Origin of the sequence: Streptomyces harbinensis, from assembly GCF_900116145.1 — a bacterium.
GTDB classification, from domain to species: Bacteria; Actinomycetota; Actinomycetes; order Streptomycetales; family Streptomycetaceae; genus Streptomyces; species Streptomyces carpaticus.
The window spans coordinates 97,499-113,212 of sequence record NZ_FPAB01000003.1; the positions used below are offsets into that span (position 1 = coordinate 97,499).

A 15,714-nucleotide genomic window follows, 5' to 3' on the forward strand; every position below is an offset into this window, starting at 1 on the left:
GCGTATGCACGAAACCACCACCATGCTGATCGAGCTGGGAGCGGTCGTGTTCGGGCTCGGCATCGTCGGCCGCCTGGCCGGCCGGCTCGGACTCTCCCCCATCCCGCTCTATCTGCTCGGCGGGCTCGCCTTCGGCCAGGGCGGACTGCTCCCCCTCACCACCACCGAGGGCTTCATCGAGATCGGCGCCGAGATCGGCGTCATCCTCCTGCTGCTGATGCTCGGCCTGGAGTACAGCCCCTCCGAACTCGTCGACAGCCTCAAGACCCAGTACCCCTCCGGCATCGTCGACTTCGTCCTCAACGCCACCCCCGGCGCCGTCGCCGGACTGCTGCTCGGCTGGGGCCCGGTCGGCGCCACCGCGCTCGCCGGCGTCACCTACATCTCCTCCTCCGGCGTCATCGCCAAGGTCCTCACCGACCTCGGCCGGCTCGGCAACCGGGAAACCCCCGTCATCCTCGGCATCCTCGTCATCGAGGACCTCACGATGGCCGCCTATCTGCCGCTGCTCACCGCCATGCTGGCCGGCGTCGGCCTGGCCGGCGGCAGCCTCACCCTGCTCATCGCCCTCGGAACGGCGGCCACCGCGCTGTGGGTCGCCCTGCGGCACGGCCGGTTCATCTCCAAGGCGGTCTCCTCCGACAACCCCGAGATGCTGCTGCTCGTCGTCCTCGGCCTCACCCTGCTGGTGGCCGGCTTCGCCCAGCAACTCAAGGTCTCGGCCGCGGTCGGCGCGTTCCTCGTCGGCATCGCCCTCTCCGGCGAGGTCGCCCACAACACCCGGCAGCTGTTCACCCCGCTGCGCGACCTCTTCGCCGCCGTCTTCTTCGTCTTCTTCGGCCTGTCCACCGTCCCCGGCGACATCCCGCCGGTGCTCGTCCCGGCGCTGCTGCTCGCCGCCGTCACCACCGTCACCAAGATCGGCACCGGCTGGTACGCGGCCAAGCGGGCCGGCATCGGCCCCCGCGGCCGGCTGCGGGCCGGGGGAGCGCTGGTGGCCCGCGGCGAGTTCTCCATCGTGATCGCGGGGCTGGCCACCGGCGTCGAACCACGCATCGCGCCGATCGCCACCGCCTACGTGCTCATCCTCGTCATCGTGGGCCCGTTCGCCACCCGCTGGGCCCAGCCGGTCGGCATGAAGATCCTCGACTGGCGCGAGGAGCGCCGCGCCACCACGGCGGCCACCGCGACCGAGCGAACCCCCGCCCTGGAGTCCACCGACCCGCAGGGCGCCACCTCCTGACCCTCACCCCGGGAAGGGATGTGCGAATCCGGGGCCGTCCGCCCAGCGCACGGCCCCGGCGCCCCCGGGCACCGGCAGCCGGCCGGCCCCAGGTGGCCCCCGGCGGCGCCTAGCCTTCCCGGGTGGAGTGTCCCGGCTGCCAAGACCCCAGCGGCATCTCCGCCGTCAGCAACCGACGGGGCGCCTACTGCTTCCCCTGCCTGAGCTGCGGACAGGTCGCCATCGTCGCCCCGGACGGCGGCTTCGCCTTCTCCACCGCCGAACCCTGCCGCACCCCCGGCTGCGACGGCTCCACCGGCCTCGGCTACCGCTACCTGGACTCCGGCGTCTTCGACCGCGCCGCCCTCGAACCCTGCGACCAGTGCTACGGCGGCGACCGCACCCAGCAGTGGCCGACCCGGGTCGGCCGGCTCGGCTGACCCTCACAACCGGCCGTGCGCCGCCTCCTCGTGGGTCACGACGTACACATCGATGTACTCGCCCGACCCCTCCACGATCGCGGTGCCCACCCCCTTGCCCGCCACCAGTGACTTCATCCGGCCCCGGCGGGACGCGCCGATCACGATCTGGGTGGCGTTCACCCCGCGCGCGAACTCCACGACCGCCGCCGCCACATCGTCCGCCGTCACCAGCTCGAACGTGCCGCCCAGCCGCTCCGTCAGCGCCCGCTGCCGCTCCAGCTCCGCGCTCGGCGCCTCGGCCAGCCCGTCGTCCCGGCGCACGTGCAGCGCCAGGAACTCCCCGCCCGCGCCGCGCACCGCGATGCGGTGGCCCCGGCGGATCAGCGTCAGGCCCTCCGGGCCGCCCGACAGGGCGACCAGCACCCGCTCCCGCGTCGCCCACGGCGCCCGGATGCCCTGCTCGCCCCGGTACCGCTGGAGCGCCTCCTCCACCCGGTCGGCCACCCACAGCAGCGCCAGTTCGCGCAGCGCGGTGAGGTTGCCCTCCCGGAAGTAGTGGGTCAGTGCCTCCCGCGCCCTGGGCGGCGGATAGATGTCGCCGTACTCCATCCGGCGGCGCAGCGCCTGCGCCGACAGGTCCACCAGCTCGATCTGGTCGGCCCGGCGCACCACCTCGTCGGGGACCGTCTCGCGCTGCGTCACCCCGGTGATGTGCGCGACCACCTCGTTGAGGGACTCCAGATGCTGGATGTTGAGGGTCGACACCACATGGATGCCGGCCTCCAGCAGTTCCCCGATGTCCTGCCAGCGTTTCTCGTGGCGGCTGCCGGGCACGTTGGTGTGCGCGAGTTCGTCCACCAGCGCCACCTCGGGGCGCCGCGCCAGGACCGCGTCGAGGTCCATCTCGGTGAAGGTGACACCCCGGTGGGTCAGCTCCCGGCGCGGTACGGTCTCCAGGCCCTCCGCCATCCGCCGGGTCGGCTCCCGGCCGTGGTCCTCCATGAAGCCGATGACCACGTCCCCGCCCAGCGCCGCCCGCCGCCGGCCGTCCGCGAGCATGTCGTACGTCTTGCCCACACCGGGCGCCGCGCCCAGGAAGACCCGCAGGGTGCCCCGTGCCATGCCCGCCTCACCCCGCCGCCGCGGCCAGCGCCGCGTTCAGTTCCAGCACGTTCACCCGCTCCTGGCCCAGGAAACCGAGGGCGCGGCCGGTGGTGTGGGCGTCCACCAGCTCCCGTACCCGCTCCGCGTCCAGGCCGCGGGCCCGCGCCACCCGGGTCACCTGGAGGTGCGCGTACGCGGGTGAGATGTGCGGATCGAGGCCGCTGGCGGAGGAGGTGAGCGCGTCGGCCGGGACGGAGTCCGCCGGTACGCCCTCGGTGCGCGCCACCGCCGTACGGCGCAGCCGCACCTCCGCCAGCAGCCGGCCGCTGTCCGGCCCCAGGTCGCTGCCGCCGGTGGCCAGCGGGTCGTACGCGCCGGGGCGCGGGTGGAACCACAGCGGCCCGGTGAACTCCTGGCCGATCAGCGAGGACCCCACCACCCGGCCGTCCACCCGCAGCAGCGAGCCGTCCGCCCGGCCGGGGAACGCGGTGCGGGCGATGCCCCAGATCAGCAGCGGGTAGAGCAGCCCGCACACCACCGTCATCAGCAGCAGGATGCGCAGCCCTGCCGCCGCCTGGCGGGCGACTCCGGCGAACACGCTCGTCAGCCTCCCAGACCCGGCAGCGGTGAGATGAGCAGATCGATCAGCTTGATGCCGGCGAACGGGGTGATCAGCCCGCCCACCCCGTACAGCGCCAGATTGCGGCGCAGCAGCCGGGACGCGCCGGCCGGCCGGTAGGCGACGCCGCGCAGCGCCAGCGGGATGAGCGCCACGATGACCAGCGCGTTGAAGACGACGGCCGACAGGACGGCGGACTCGGGGGAGTGCAGCCCCATGACGTTCAGGTGCCGCAGCCCGGGATGGAGGCCGGTGAACATCGCCGGGATGATCGCGAAGTACTTGGCCACGTCGTTGGCGAGGGAGAAGGTGGTGAGCGCGCCCCGGGTGATGAGGAGCTGTTTGCCGATCTCCACGATCTCGATCAGCTTGGTGGGGTTGGAGTCCAGGTCCACCATGTTCCCGGCCTCCTTGGCGGCGTTGGTGCCCGCGTTCATCGCCACGCCCACGTCCGCCAGGGCCAGCGCCGGGGCGTCGTTGGTGCCGTCGCCGGTCATCGCCACCAGCCGGCCGTCCGCCTGTTCCTGCCGGATCAGCCGCATCTTGTCCTCCGGCGTGGCCTCGGCCAGGAAGTGGTCGACGCCCGCCTCGTGGGCGATGGCGGCGGCGGTGGCCGGGTTGTCGCCGGTGATCATCACGGTGCGGATGCCCATCCGGCGCAGCTCCGCGAACCGCTTGCGGATCCCGGCCTTGATGATGTCCTTGAGCCGGACCACGCCGAGTACGCGGGCGGGCTGTCCCGGCGCGCACGCGGCGACCACCAGCGGGGTGCCGCCGGAGGCGCTGATCGCGTCCACCAGTGGGCCGATCTCGGTGAGCGAGGCGCCGCCGGTCTCCCGCACCCAGGTGATGACGGCGGCGGCGGCGCCCTTGCGGACCATCCGGCCGTCGTCCAGGTCCACGCCGGACATCCGGGTCCGCGCGGAGAAGGGCACGAACGCGGCGCCGGTGACCTGGCCCTCCTCGCGGGCGCGCAGCCCGTGCCGTTCCTTGGCGAGGACGACGATGGAGCGGCCCTCGGGGGTCTCGTCGGCGAGGGAGGCCAGCTGGGCGGCGTCGGCGAGTTCGGCCTCGGAGACGCCGGGGACGGGGACGAACTCGGTCGCCTGCCGGTTGCCGAGGGTGATGGTGCCGGTCTTGTCCAGCAGCAGGGTGTCGACGTCCCCGGCCGCCTCCACGGCCCGCCCGGAGACGGCCAGCACATTGTGCCGGACCAGCCGGTCCATGCCGGCGATGCCGATGGCGGACAGCAGCGCGCCGATGGTGGTCGGGATGAGGCACACCAGCAGCGCCACCAGCACGATGACGCTCTGCGGGCCGCCGGAGTAGGCGGCGGCGGGCTGGAGCGCGGTGACGGCCAGCAGGAAGACGGTGGTGAGGGCGGCCAGCAGGATGGACAGCGCGACCTCGTTCGGGGTCTTCTGCCGGGTGGCGCCCTCCACCAGGGCGATCATCCGGTCCAGGAAGCTGTCGCCGGGTTTCGCGGTGATCCGGACGACGATCCGGTCCGACAGCACCCGGGTGCCGCCGGTCGCGGCCGAGCGGTCGCCGCCCGATTCGCGGATCACCGGGGCGGATTCGCCGGTGATGGCGGACTCGTCGACGCTGGCGATGCCCTCGACCACCTCGCCGTCGCCGGGCACCGTCTGCCCGGCCTCCACCACCACCAGGTCGCCGACGCGCAGCCGGACGCCGGGCACCTCCTCCTCGCGGCCGTCCCCGTCCGGCACCAGCCGCCGGGCGACCGTCTCGTGCTTGGCGCGGCGCAGCGCCGCCGCCTGGGCGCGGCCCCGGCCCTCGGCGACCGCTTCGGCGAGGTTGGCGAACAGGACGGTGCACCACAGCCACGCGGCGACGGCGACGGCGAAGAAGCCGGGGGAGGCGAGGGCCAGGACGGTGGTCAGCGCGGCGCCGGTCCACACCACGAACATCACCGGGTTGCGGGCCATGTGGCGCGGGCCGAGCTTGCGCAGCGCGGCCGGGAGGGCGGCCAGCAGCCGGCGCGGGCCGAACGCGCCGGGCGGGGCGCCGCCGCGCCCGGTCACCGCAGGCCCTCCGCGAGCGGCCCGAGGGCGAGGACCGGGAAGAAGGTGAGCCCGGCGACCACCACGGTGACCGTGACGAGCAGCCCGGTGAACAGCGGGGTGTGGGCGGGCAGGGTGCCGGTACCCGTCGGGGTGTGCTGCTGGCCGGCCAGCGAGCCGGCGAGTCCCAGCACCACCACCATCGGCAGGTAACGGCCGATCAGCATCGCCAGACCCAGGCCGGTCTGCCAGAACACGGTGTCGGCGCCGAGGCCGGCGAAGGCGCTGCCGTTGTTGTTGGCGGCGGACGCGAACGCGTACAGCGCTTCGCTCAGCCCGTGCGGCGGGCCGGCCAGGAGGGTGGCGCGCGGCTCGGGGAAGCCGAGCGCGAGCCCGGTGCCGGCCAGCACCGTCACCGGCATCACCAGCACGTACAGCGCCAGCAGGGTGATCTCCTTGGGCCGCAGCTTCTTGCCCAGGTATTCGGGGGTGCGGCCCACCATCAGCCCGGCCAGGAACACCGCGAGCATGGCCAGCACCAGCATCCCGTACAGGCCGGCGCCCACCCCGCCCGGCGCGACCTCGCCCAGCAGCATGGCGGCCAGCAGGGCGCCGCCGCCCAGCGGGGTGAAGCTGTCGTGCCTCGCGTCGGTCGCCCCGGTGGAGGTGCCGGTCGTGGAGGCGGCGAACAGCGCCGAGTCCCACACCCCGAACCGCCACTCCTTGCCCTCGGTGGCCGCGCCGACCGCCTGCGGCACCTGTCCGCCGTGGGCGGCCTCGGCGGCGGTGACGGCGGCGAGCCCGGCGGCCCACAGCACGCCCATCGCGGCCAGTACCGCGAGGCCGTGCCGGGGCGAGCCGGTCATCCTCCCGAAGGCGCGGGGCAGGGCGGAGGGGATGAGCAGCAGCAGGAAGATCTGGAAGAAGTTGCTGAACGGGGTGGGGTTCTCGTACGGGTGGGCGGAGTTCGCACCGTAGTAGCCGCCGCCGTTGCTGCCGAGCAGTTTGACGGCCTCCTGGGAGGCGACCGGGCCGCCGGTCAGCGCCTGGGTGCCGCCGCCGAGGGTGGTGATCTCGCGCGCCGCGTGGAAGTTCTGCACCACGCCGCAGGCCGCCAGCACGACGGCGGCGAGCACCGCGAGCGGCAGCAGCACGCGGACCGTGCCGCGCACCAGGTCCACCCAGAAGTTGCCCAGCCGGTCGGTGCGGGAGCGGGTGAAGCCACGGATCAGGGCCACCGCGACGGAGAGGCCGACGGCGGCCGAGAGCACGTTCTGGACGGCGAGTCCGGCCATCTGGACGAGCGGTCCCAGGGTGTTCTCGCCCGCGTACCACTGCCAGTCGGTGTTGCTGACGAAGGCGACGGCGGTGTTGAAGGCGCCCGAGGGGTGCATCCCGTCGTGGCCCTGGGCCAGCGGCAGTACGCCCTGGAGCCGCAGCAGGGCGTACAGGAGGAGCGCGGAGACGGCGGAGAAGGCCAGCAGCGACAGCGCGTACGCCGTCCACCGCTGGTCGGCGCGCGGATCGACGCGGGCGATCCGGTACACCAGCCGCTCGGCGCCCAGGTGCCGTTCGGAGGTGTAGACGCGGGCGAGGTGGTTGCCGAGCGGGACGTGGGCGAGGGCGAGCAGGAGCAGCAGCGCGCCGATGCCCAGCAGTCCGGCGCCGGCGTCCGGCATCAGAACCGCTCCGGGAAGACCAGCACCCACAGCAGATAGCCCAGCAGACCGCAGGAGGCGAGGAGGCCGAGAACGTTCTCCCAGCTCACCGGCGGTCCACTCCCCTCACGATCAGCACCAGCACCGCGAAGAACCCGGTCGTCAGCGCGATAACGGCCACGTCTGCCATCAGCGAAGTCTGCACAGCGGGCCGCGGGGGCGCGGGGCGCGCGCCGGGTCAGCCGGGTGAACCACCCGATCGGGCCAGGGTGGTGGCGGCGAGGAAGTCGCCGAGGGCGGCGTTGAACGCCGACTCCTGCTCCAGGTTCGGCAGGTGACCGGCCGCCTCGATGACGGCCAGCCGGGAGTCGGGGAGGTGCCGGTGCATCAGCTCGGCCTCGGCGACCGGGGTGTACGCGTCGTGCCGGCCGACCACGATCAGGGTGGGCACGGTGATCCGGGGCAGCAGCGGCAGATAGTCGGGGCGTTCGGCCCGGCCGCGCAGCGCCGCCGCCGCGCCGGCCGGGTCGGTGGTGTCCATCATGGCCAGCACGTGCCGGTTGACGTCGGGCCGGGTCTGGAGGGTGTCGCGGCACACCATCTTCGGCAGCGTCTCGTCGGCGTACGCGGTCATGCCCTCGCGCAGCAGCCGGTCGGCGGTGGTGCGGCGCAGCCGCCGGGCGGGCTCGGTGTCGGCGCGGGCGCTGCCGGCGGCGAGGACGAGGGCGGCGACCCGCTCGGGGAAGAGCCGGTAGAACTCCAGGGCGATCTGGGCGCCCATGGACAGGCCGCCGACCGTGCAGCGCTCGACGCCGAGCCGGTCCAGGAGCGCGGCGAGGTCCCGGGCGAACACGTCGAGGGTGGTGTGGTCGCCCGCGGGCGGGGTGTCCCCGTAACCGCGCAGGTCGGGGACGATCACCCGGTGGCCGGCGGCGGCGAAGTGCTCGGTCTGCGGCTGCCACAGGGTGCGGTTGAAGGGGTGGCCGTGCACCAGCAGCAGGGGAGCACCGGTACCCCGGTCCTCGAATGCGGTGTTCCGCATGGGGTCCTCCCGTTCGGGTCTTGACGGATCGAGGCTATCCGGAGCAATATCCGAGTGCAATAACGTCATTATTCTCGGTGCAATATGGGATGTGCATGGACGACTACCGGCTGATCGCCGACCGGATCGCTGCCGACATCACCGAGGGCCGGCTACGGCCCGGCGACCGGCTGCCCCCACAGCGGCAGTTCGCCCGGCAGCACGCCATCGCCGCCTCCACCGCCGCCCGCGTCTACACCGAACTCGCCCGGCGCGGCCTCACCGTCGGCGAGGTCGGCCGCGGCACCTTCGTCCGCGCCACCCCGCCGCTCGCCCCCGGCACCTGGCTCGCCGAACCCGCCGACCCCACCCCCGGCCGGATCGACCTCGGCATGAACCGCCCCGGCTCCTCACCCGAACACGCCGCCCTCCTCGCCCGCGGCCTCAGCGGCCTGCTGCGCGCCGACGTCCTCACCGACGCCCTGCGGCAGGTCGGCGCCCGCGGCACCCCGCAGGCCCGCGCCGCCGCCGCCACCGGCCTCGCCCGGGCCGGCTGGGCCCCCGACCCGGCGCACACCCTGTTCACCGCCGGGGCCCGGCAGGCCATCGCCGCCGCCATCTCCGCCCTGGTGCCCCCGGGCGAACGGCTCGGCGTCGAACGCTTCACCTACCCGCCCGCCGCCGGGATCGCCGCCCGGCTCGGCGTCACCCTCGTCCCCCTCGACATGGACGACGACGGCGTCCACCCCGACGCCCTGCGCGCCACCCACCGGCGCACCCCGCTGCGCGCCCTCTACCTCCAGCCCACCCTGCACAACCCGCTCACCCTCACCATGCCCCCGAAGCGCCGCACCGAGATCGCCGCCACCGTCCGCGACCTGGACCTGCCGGTCATCGAGGACGCCGTGTTCTCCTTCCTGCGCGAGGAGGTGCCGCCGCTCGCCGCGCTCGCCCCCGAGCGGACCGTCGTCGTGGAGAGCCTGTCCAAACGGATCTCGGCCGGCCTCACCGTCGGCTTCGCCATCACCCCGCCCGCCCTCACCGAACGCGTCGCCACCGCCGTACGGACCGGCCCCTTCACCGCCGCCCCCTACGCGCTCGCCGCCGCCACCCGCTGGCTGACCGACGGCACGGCCGCCGAGATCGCCGCAGCCAAACGCGCCGAGGCCGCCGCACGGCAGCGCATCGCCCGCGAACGGCTGGCCGGCTTCACCGTCCGCGCCGACGAACGCTCCGACCACCTGTGGTGGGAACTCCCCACCCCCTGGCGCGCCGACACCTTCCTGGCCGCCGCCGCCCGGCGCGGCATCGCCCTCGCCCCGGCCGCCGCGTTCACCACCAACCCGGCCCACGCCCCGCACGCGGTCCGCATCGCCCTGGCCACCCCGCCGCACGACGCCCTGGCCGCCGCCCTCACCACCCTCGCCGAACTCGCCCGCACCCGCCCCGAGGAGGCCCGCGAACTGGAATGACCCGGGCCCGACACGCCCCGGCCCGGGGTGCCGGGGCCCGGCCCGTCCATCGCCCAGGATGGCGACCACCGCCGGTCACCGGGCGACCGGCGCCCCCGCGAGAGAGAAGGACCCCGGGATGGCACCGGCAGTCAGCGCACCCCCGCGGTGAACGCCGCACCGGGCCGCAATCCGTACGCCGACCTGCTGCGGATCGGGGCCGTCGGCTTCGTCGTCACCGGCCACTGGCTGCTCACCTCCATCAGCGACCACGGCGGCCACTTGCACGGCGAGGACGTGGTCAGCGCTCTGCCCTGGACCCAGTGGCTCACCCTCTTCTTCCAGGTCATGCCGCTGATCTTCCTGGCCGGCGGCTACGCCAACGCCGGCTCCTGGGCCCGCCACCACGCCGCCGGCGAACCCTGGGCCGGCTGGCTCGCCGACCGGGCGCGCCGGCTGCTGGTCCCCACCACCGTGTACGTCGCCGTCGCCGTGCTGGCCGTGGTGGTGTGCGTGGCCGCCGACGTGCCCGCCGCCATCCGGGAGGAACTGTTCTGGGCCGCCGCCCTGCACCTGTGGTTCCTGCCCACCTATCTGGCGCTCCTCGCGCTCACCCCCGCCCTCGCGGCCGGCTGGCGCCGCCGCCGCTGGCAACTGCCCCTGGCGTTCGCCGTCCTCACCGCCGTGGTGGACGTGTTCGTCATCGGCCCGCGCCTGCCGCTGATCGGCTGGTCCAACTACCTGTGGGTGTGGGGCGGCCTGTACCTGCTCGGCTTCGCCTGGCGCGACGGCGCCTTCACCCGGGCCGGCGCCCTGTGGCTCGCCGCCGCCGGCGCCGCGCTGTGGGCGCTGCTCGTCCTGCCGGGACCGTTCCCGGTCAGCACCGTCGGCGTCCCCGGCGCCCGCATCCAGAACGCCTCCCCGCCCTCCATCGCCCTGGCCGCCTACGCCGCCGTCCTCATCGGCCTCCTGCTCGCCGCCGAGGACCCGGTACGCCGCCGGATGCGCCACCCGCGCCGCGTCACCGCCGCCAACGCCGCCGCCATGCCGCTCTACCTGTGGCACATGGCCCCCGCCCTGGCCGTCGCCGCCGTCGCCTACCCCGCGGGCCTGCTGCCGTTCACCCCCATCGGCAGCGGCGGCTGGTGGCTGCTGCGCCCGGTGTGGGTCCTGATCTGCGCCGCCCTGCTCATCCCGCTCGTCCTGGCGCTGGCCCGGCTGCCGCACCCGCCCCCGTACCCCGCCCGCCGCGCCTGGACCACCGGGCCCCGGCTCCTCCTGGTGGCCGCCCTGGCCGCCGCCTGCTACGCGCTGGCCCACCTCGCCCTGCACGGCTTCGCCCCCGGCGGCCGGCTCCCGGCCGTCCCGCTGCTGTGCTACGCGGTGGGCACCGCCGTCCTGTTGGGCGTCTCCACCGCACCCCGGACGAGTGGCGTCGAGGGCCATTCGGCGGCCCGGCAGTGCCCGGAGCCCGGCCGCGGCGTTGACTGACGGTGTGACCACGGGGACGAACACCACCACCACACAGGTACGCGCCGCGCTGGAGCGCCGCTTCGGCCACCGCGCCGGCGGCGGGCGCAGCGACGAACTCGACCGGATGAACCGGCACGCCGTCCTCGGCGGCGGCAAACTGCTGCGCCCCCTGGTGCTGCTGGAGTTCGGCGCCGCCTGCGGCACCCCGGCCGCCCCGCTGCTCGGCGCCGCCGAGGCGGTCGAGGTGCTGCACTCCGCGTCCCTGGTGCACGACGACATCATCGACGGCGACGACCTGCGGCGCGGCCGGCCCGCCCTGCACCGCGCCTACGGCACCGAACGGGCCCTGGTCACCGGCGACGCGCTGTTCTTCATGGCCTTCAGCGCCCTCACCGGCTGCGTACGGGCCGGGGTGCCCGCCGAGGCGGTGGTCCGGGCCTGCGCCATGGTCGCCGACACCGGCGAGGAGATCTCCCGGGGCGTGCTGCGCGAACTCGCCCTCAGCGGCGACTGGGAACTGCCGCCCGGCGAAGGGCTGCGGATGGCCGGTCAGAAGACCGGCGCCCTGCTCGCCCTGGCGGCCGGCGTCGGCGTCGTCCTCGGCGGCGGCGACGCGCCCCGGCTGACGGCCGCCACCGCCTACGGGCACGCCCTCGGCATCGCCTTCCAGCTCCGCGACGACCTGCTGCCCTGGACCACCAGCGAGGCCGTCGCGGGCAAACCCGCCGCCAGCGATCTGCGCAACCGGCGCGCCGCCATGCCGCTGCTGCTCGCCTGGCAGTACGCCACCCCCGCCGAACGCGCCCGGCTCACCGCCCTCACCGCGGACGCCCCGCTGCTCACGGACGACGAACTGCTGGCCGGCGCCGCCCCGGTGCTGCACCGCACCGACGCCCTGGCCCGCACCAGGGAACTGGCCCGCGCCCACGCCACCGCCGCCAAGTACGCCCTCACCGGCGGCTTCCCGCCCTGCCCGCACCGCGACCGGCTGCTGGCCCTGACCGACTGGGCGCTCAGCCGGGAGAGCTGACCGCCCCTCACGCCCACCGCCCACCGCCCGGCGCCCGGGCACGGGCTTCCCGGGACAGCAGCCGGGTCGGTCGGGCGCCCGGCCGGAAGCGCTGCGGCAGCCTGCCAGGCAGCCGCGGCGGCTCCGGGCCCGCGTCGCGGCGACGGATCGCCCGCCCAGCCCCCGCGCACCGTAACCAGCTCCCGGAGCGGCCGGGCGGTCAGCCCGGAGCGCTGACCGCCGCCACCAGACAGCCGGGCAGCCCGAACCGCATCCGCAGCCGCAGCGGCTCCGGGCCCGCCGTCGCGGCCAGTTCGCGCAGCGCCGCCGCCCCGTACGCCTTGCGCAGACTGATCAGTCCGTCGTGCACATGGGCCGGCCCGCCGGTGACGAACATCAGCGGCACCGCCGGCACGCACAGCAACGGGCTGCGCCACGCGTCGATCAGCAGCAGGGTGCCCGCCACCCGGGTGCCCTCCCGCAGCACCGCCCGCACCGCGTCGGCCGGCAGATGATGCAGCGAGGCCGCGAACACCGCCACGTCGAAGGCCAGATCCGGCGCGTCCACCGCCGTGGCGTCCAGCCGCCGCACCGTCGCCCGCGGATGCGCCCCCAGCGGCCCGGCCCGCAGCGCCGCCACCGTGCCCGGCTCCACATCGCTCACCGTCACCCGCGCCGCCGGGTGCCGGTGCAGCACCCGCCGCGACAGCCCGCCGGTGCCCGCGCCCAGCTCCAGCACCCGGGGGGCGGGCGCCCGGCCGGCGTACGCCAGCGTCCAGCGCGCGAACCGGTCGTACCCGCCGGTCAGCCGGTGCAGCCGGTCAAGACCGCGCCGTACCCGGGCCGCCTCGCGCGGGGTGTCGGGGCGGTCCAGGTACTCGGGCCGGTCGGTCTCGTACCAGCGGTCCAGGCGGGAGGCGTCCGGGCCGCCGCGCGGCATCGCCGCCGTCATTCGGGACGTGCCGAGGCGAGCAGCAGCACCACCAGCACCAGCACCGGGTACAGGCTGGCCCGGTTGAACACCGTCAGCGCCGTCTCGGGGCGCGGGTCGCGGCGCAGCGCCAGCCCCGGCATCAGCAGCGCCCAGCCGCCCGCGAGCAGGGTGCCGACCACGCCGATGGCCCGGAACGAGGTCCAGCCGGCGATCATCAGCACCACCCCGGCGACGAAGGTGAACACCAGGAAGACGTACACCAGCCGGCCGGCCGCCCGGGGCCCGCGCACCACGGGGACGGTGCGCACGCCCAGATGGACGTCCTCCTCCACATCCGCCCAGTCGTTCACCAGGTTCCGGCCGCCGATCTCCCAGGCCGCCAGCCAGCAGAAGAACAGCAGCAGCCGCGGCCAGTCCACGCCGCCCTCCGGCGGCGCCACCGCGAACCAGCCGGCGCAGCCGCCGAGCCCCACGCTGAGCCCGGTCAGCCAGAACTTGTGCGGGGTGACGGTGGCCAGCAGGCAGTACCCCACCTGGAGCAGCGCGGCCGTCACGAACAGCGCCGCGCACAGCCAGTGCAGCCGGGCGGCCAGCACCAGCGCCAGCAGGCTGAGCGTCACCACCCAGGCCAGGCCCGCGCGGTAGCTGAGCCGCCCCTGGGCGAGCGGGTGCCGGATGCCGGCGCTGTCGATGTCGAAGCGCTGGTACGGCCGCAGGTGCGCGAAGCGCCGCCGGTCGAGGCGGGCGTCCAGCAGGTCGTTGGCGGCGAACAGCGCGAAGTACCCGGCGAACGCCGCCACCAGCGCCACCGCCAGCCGGTCGAGCGCCGGTCCGTCCACCGCGATCAGCGCACCGATCAGCGGCTGTGCCACCGAGAGCGTGGCCTGGGTGCCGCGGGAGAAGCCGTACAGGGCCCGCACCCGGTCGCGTACCCGGTCAGCCGGCACGGGGATCGCCATCATGCCCTCCACTGAGCGTCGTCGGTCTCCTCGGATGTGCCCGTGAACTCACGGGCGAACGCCGTCGCGTGCGGCCCCGGCGCGGTGAGCAGCCGCAGGTCGGGCAGGGCCTCGTCCGGCGGCCGGTGCAGCAGCCGCAGCAGCCGCTCGGAGAAGTCCTGGGCGCGGCGTACGGCGGCCAGCCGGCGCCGCCCGTAGCCGTCGAGCCCGCCGTGCAGCAGGGAGTCGGCCAGGTCGGTGGCGTCCGCGATGGCCAGGTTCATGCCCTTGGCGCCGGAGGGGGTCAGCACATGGGCGGCGTCCCCGGCCAGGACGAGCCGGCCGTGCCGGAAGGGCCGGGTGATCCGGCTGTGCATGCGCAGTATCCGCACCTCGTGCAGGGCGCCGAGGCCGACCTCGGCCAGCGGCAGCCGCAGCGCGAGTTCGGCCCGCACCCGGGGGCCCGGCCAGTCGGCGGGGGTGTCGCCGGCCGCGCACTGGAGGTAGAAGCGGCCGATGGCGGGGGTGCGCGGCATCATGCCGGCGAAGCCGCGTTCGTGCAGCGCGTACAGCACGCCGCCGACCGGCCGGGCGACCTCGGCGAGCACCGCGACCCAGTCGTAGGGGTAGCGGCGGGTCGTCTCGCGGCGCAGCCCGGCGGGCAGGGCGCGGCGGGTGACGCCGCGCGCGCCGTCGCAGCCGATCACGTACTCGCAGTCCAGTTCGAGACCGTCGCAGCGGATGCGGCGCCGCTCCTCCACGGCCAGGACGGGGACGCCGAACCGGGGCGGGCGGCCGGCCGTCTCCAGCGCGGCGATGAGGTCGCGGACCAGCCAGTGCTGCGGGTACACCCAGTGTTCGGCGCCGCCGAGCGCCGCGTAGTCCATCCGCAGCCGGTGGCCGGCGCACAGGAATTCGCACCAGCCGTGCCGGGTGCCCTCGGCCAGCAGCCGGCCGGCGAGGCCGTGGCGGCGCAGGTGGGCGACGGTACGTTCCTCCAGCAGGCCGGCCCGGGCGCGGGCCTCGACCCGGGCGCGGGAGTGGCGTTCCAGGACGAGGCAGTCGACGCCGGCCCGGCCCAGGGCGTGCGCGAGCACGAGGCCGGCAGGCCCGGCGCCGACGATGCCCACCTGGGTGCGCAGCCGGCGCATCAGGGGGCCACCACGGCGGGGTGGAACAGTTCGTGGACCAGCGCCAGCGGGGCGTCGCCGTGCCACAGGAGATACGTCTTGTAGCAGGCGGTCCTGCCGCTGGGCCAGGGGCGGCGGCCGGCGTCCAGGAGGGTGCGCCGGTGGCCGGTCCCGGCGTCCTGGAGGGCGGGGCCGAGCGGGCGGTGGCCGTCGGTGAGGGCGGAGCGGATGCCGGGGTCCTGGTCGTCGCGGGCGACGACCTGGTTGACCGACAGCCAGCGGCCGTCCGGTCCGGTGAGGGCGGAGCGCCGGGCCAGTACCTGCCGGCCGGGCCCGACCGCGAGCAGCGCCGGCACCGCGCGCCCGGCCCGGGCGGCGGGGAGCAGGCCCTGGCCGAGCACCCGGATGCGGGGCGGGGCGCCGGTGAGCGCCCACAGTGCGGTGGTGGTCAGGCCCTCGCTGCTGAGCAGCATCCTGGTCAGCGGGGAGGAGAAGCCGGCGATCCGCTCGGCCACCGTGCCGCCGGTGCCGTCGGCGTCGAAGACCTCCCCGTCGATGTCCACGTTCCGCCCACCGGCATCGCTCCTCACCCTCGCGCGGTTCACCAGAAGCTCAACGCGGCGGACACCGGGAGGTCACGGCGGATCCCCCGCATGTACGACGGGAACCGGACGCCCGGCGCTGTTACCGTCAAACGGCGCACAACGCT

At 75.2% G+C, this 15,714-nt stretch carries 15 protein-coding genes; 5 read left to right on the forward strand and 10 right to left on the reverse strand.

What is annotated here, in order from left to right; all coding sequences use genetic code 11:
- Positions 1-4 precede the first annotated feature (4 nt).
- Both BM385_RS08190 and BM385_RS08195 read left to right on the forward strand, forming a co-directional pair.
- Positions 5-1,243, forward strand: a complete 1,239-nt coding sequence (locus BM385_RS08190; RefSeq protein WP_093842643.1) for a cation:proton antiporter — start codon at positions 5-7, stop codon at positions 1,241-1,243.
- Between the two features lie 122 nt (positions 1,244-1,365).
- Positions 1,366-1,662 (forward strand): hypothetical protein, encoded by a 297-nt coding sequence (locus tag BM385_RS08195; RefSeq protein WP_019435584.1) that lies wholly within the window; start codon positions 1,366-1,368, stop codon positions 1,660-1,662.
- Between the two features lie 3 nt (positions 1,663-1,665).
- Here BM385_RS08195 and BM385_RS08200 read toward each other — a convergent pair whose 3' ends face one another.
- The 6 genes from BM385_RS08200 to BM385_RS08225 all read right to left on the reverse strand — a co-directional run bounded on the left by BM385_RS08200 (position 1,666) and on the right by BM385_RS08225 (position 8,091).
- Positions 1,666-2,766 carry a universal stress protein gene (locus tag BM385_RS08200; protein ID WP_093842644.1) on the reverse strand — a complete coding sequence of 367 codons (1,101 nt, stop codon included), beginning with the start codon at positions 2,764-2,766 and terminating at the stop codon, positions 1,666-1,668.
- Between the two features lie 7 nt (positions 2,767-2,773).
- Complete coding sequence (kdpC, locus tag BM385_RS08205) at positions 2,774-3,346, reverse strand: potassium-transporting ATPase subunit KdpC (protein ID WP_019435586.1); 573 nt, start codon at positions 3,344-3,346, stop codon at positions 2,774-2,776.
- A 5-nt stretch (positions 3,347-3,351) separates the two neighbouring features.
- Positions 3,352-5,412, reverse strand: a complete 2,061-nt coding sequence (gene kdpB / locus BM385_RS08210; RefSeq protein WP_093842645.1) for a potassium-transporting ATPase subunit KdpB — start codon at positions 5,410-5,412, stop codon at positions 3,352-3,354.
- Positions 5,409-7,070 (reverse strand): potassium-transporting ATPase subunit KdpA, encoded by a 1,662-nt coding sequence (gene kdpA, locus BM385_RS08215; protein WP_093842646.1) that lies wholly within the window; start codon positions 7,068-7,070, stop codon positions 5,409-5,411. Before kdpA ends, kdpB begins: the two co-directional genes overlap by 4 nt.
- Positions 7,070-7,159: a potassium-transporting ATPase subunit F gene (locus tag BM385_RS27060; protein ID WP_019435589.1), complete on the reverse strand. Its 90-nt coding sequence runs from the start codon at positions 7,157-7,159 to the stop codon at positions 7,070-7,072. The genes kdpA and BM385_RS27060 overlap by 1 nt, the downstream gene beginning before the upstream one ends.
- Before the next feature lie 128 nt (positions 7,160-7,287).
- Positions 7,288-8,091, reverse strand: coding sequence for an alpha/beta fold hydrolase (locus BM385_RS08225; RefSeq protein WP_093842647.1), 804 nt, complete (start codon positions 8,089-8,091; stop codon positions 7,288-7,290).
- A 95-nt stretch (positions 8,092-8,186) separates the two neighbouring features.
- On the opposite strand from BM385_RS08225, the gene BM385_RS08230 reads away from it, so the two are divergent.
- The 3 genes from BM385_RS08230 (at position 8,187) to BM385_RS08240 (ending at position 12,024) form a co-directional block, all read left to right on the forward strand.
- Positions 8,187-9,542, forward strand: a complete 1,356-nt coding sequence (locus BM385_RS08230; protein ID WP_093842648.1) for an aminotransferase-like domain-containing protein — start codon at positions 8,187-8,189, stop codon at positions 9,540-9,542.
- Between the two features lie 147 nt (positions 9,543-9,689).
- Positions 9,690-11,012: an acyltransferase family protein gene (locus tag BM385_RS08235; RefSeq protein ID WP_175542947.1), complete on the forward strand. Its 1,323-nt coding sequence runs from the start codon at positions 9,690-9,692 to the stop codon at positions 11,010-11,012.
- Between the two features lie 4 nt (positions 11,013-11,016).
- A complete protein-coding gene (locus BM385_RS08240; RefSeq protein ID WP_019435594.1) occupies positions 11,017-12,024 on the forward strand; it encodes a polyprenyl synthetase family protein in 1,008 nt (335 codons plus the stop codon).
- A 199-nt stretch (positions 12,025-12,223) separates the two neighbouring features.
- Here the strand turns inward: BM385_RS08240 and BM385_RS08245 are convergent, their stop codons facing one another.
- Genes BM385_RS08245 through BM385_RS08260 form a run of 4 tightly spaced genes read right to left on the reverse strand, consistent with a single transcriptional unit; the run spans position 12,224 to position 15,568 of the window.
- On the reverse strand, positions 12,224-12,943 hold the full coding sequence (locus BM385_RS08245; protein WP_093842650.1) for a class I SAM-dependent methyltransferase: 720 nt from the start codon (positions 12,941-12,943) through the stop codon (positions 12,224-12,226).
- Between the two features lie 8 nt (positions 12,944-12,951).
- Positions 12,952-13,896, reverse strand: coding sequence for a UbiA family prenyltransferase (locus tag BM385_RS08250; protein ID WP_237751372.1), 945 nt, complete (start codon positions 13,894-13,896; stop codon positions 12,952-12,954).
- Positions 13,896-15,026, reverse strand: a complete 1,131-nt coding sequence (locus tag BM385_RS08255) for an FAD-dependent monooxygenase (RefSeq protein WP_019435597.1) — start codon at positions 15,024-15,026, stop codon at positions 13,896-13,898. Before BM385_RS08255 ends, BM385_RS08250 begins: the two co-directional genes overlap by 1 nt.
- Complete coding sequence (locus tag BM385_RS08260; protein ID WP_019435598.1) at positions 15,026-15,568, reverse strand: chorismate--pyruvate lyase family protein; 543 nt, start codon at positions 15,566-15,568, stop codon at positions 15,026-15,028. The genes BM385_RS08255 and BM385_RS08260 overlap by 1 nt, the downstream gene beginning before the upstream one ends.
- Positions 15,569-15,714 lie beyond the last annotated feature (146 nt).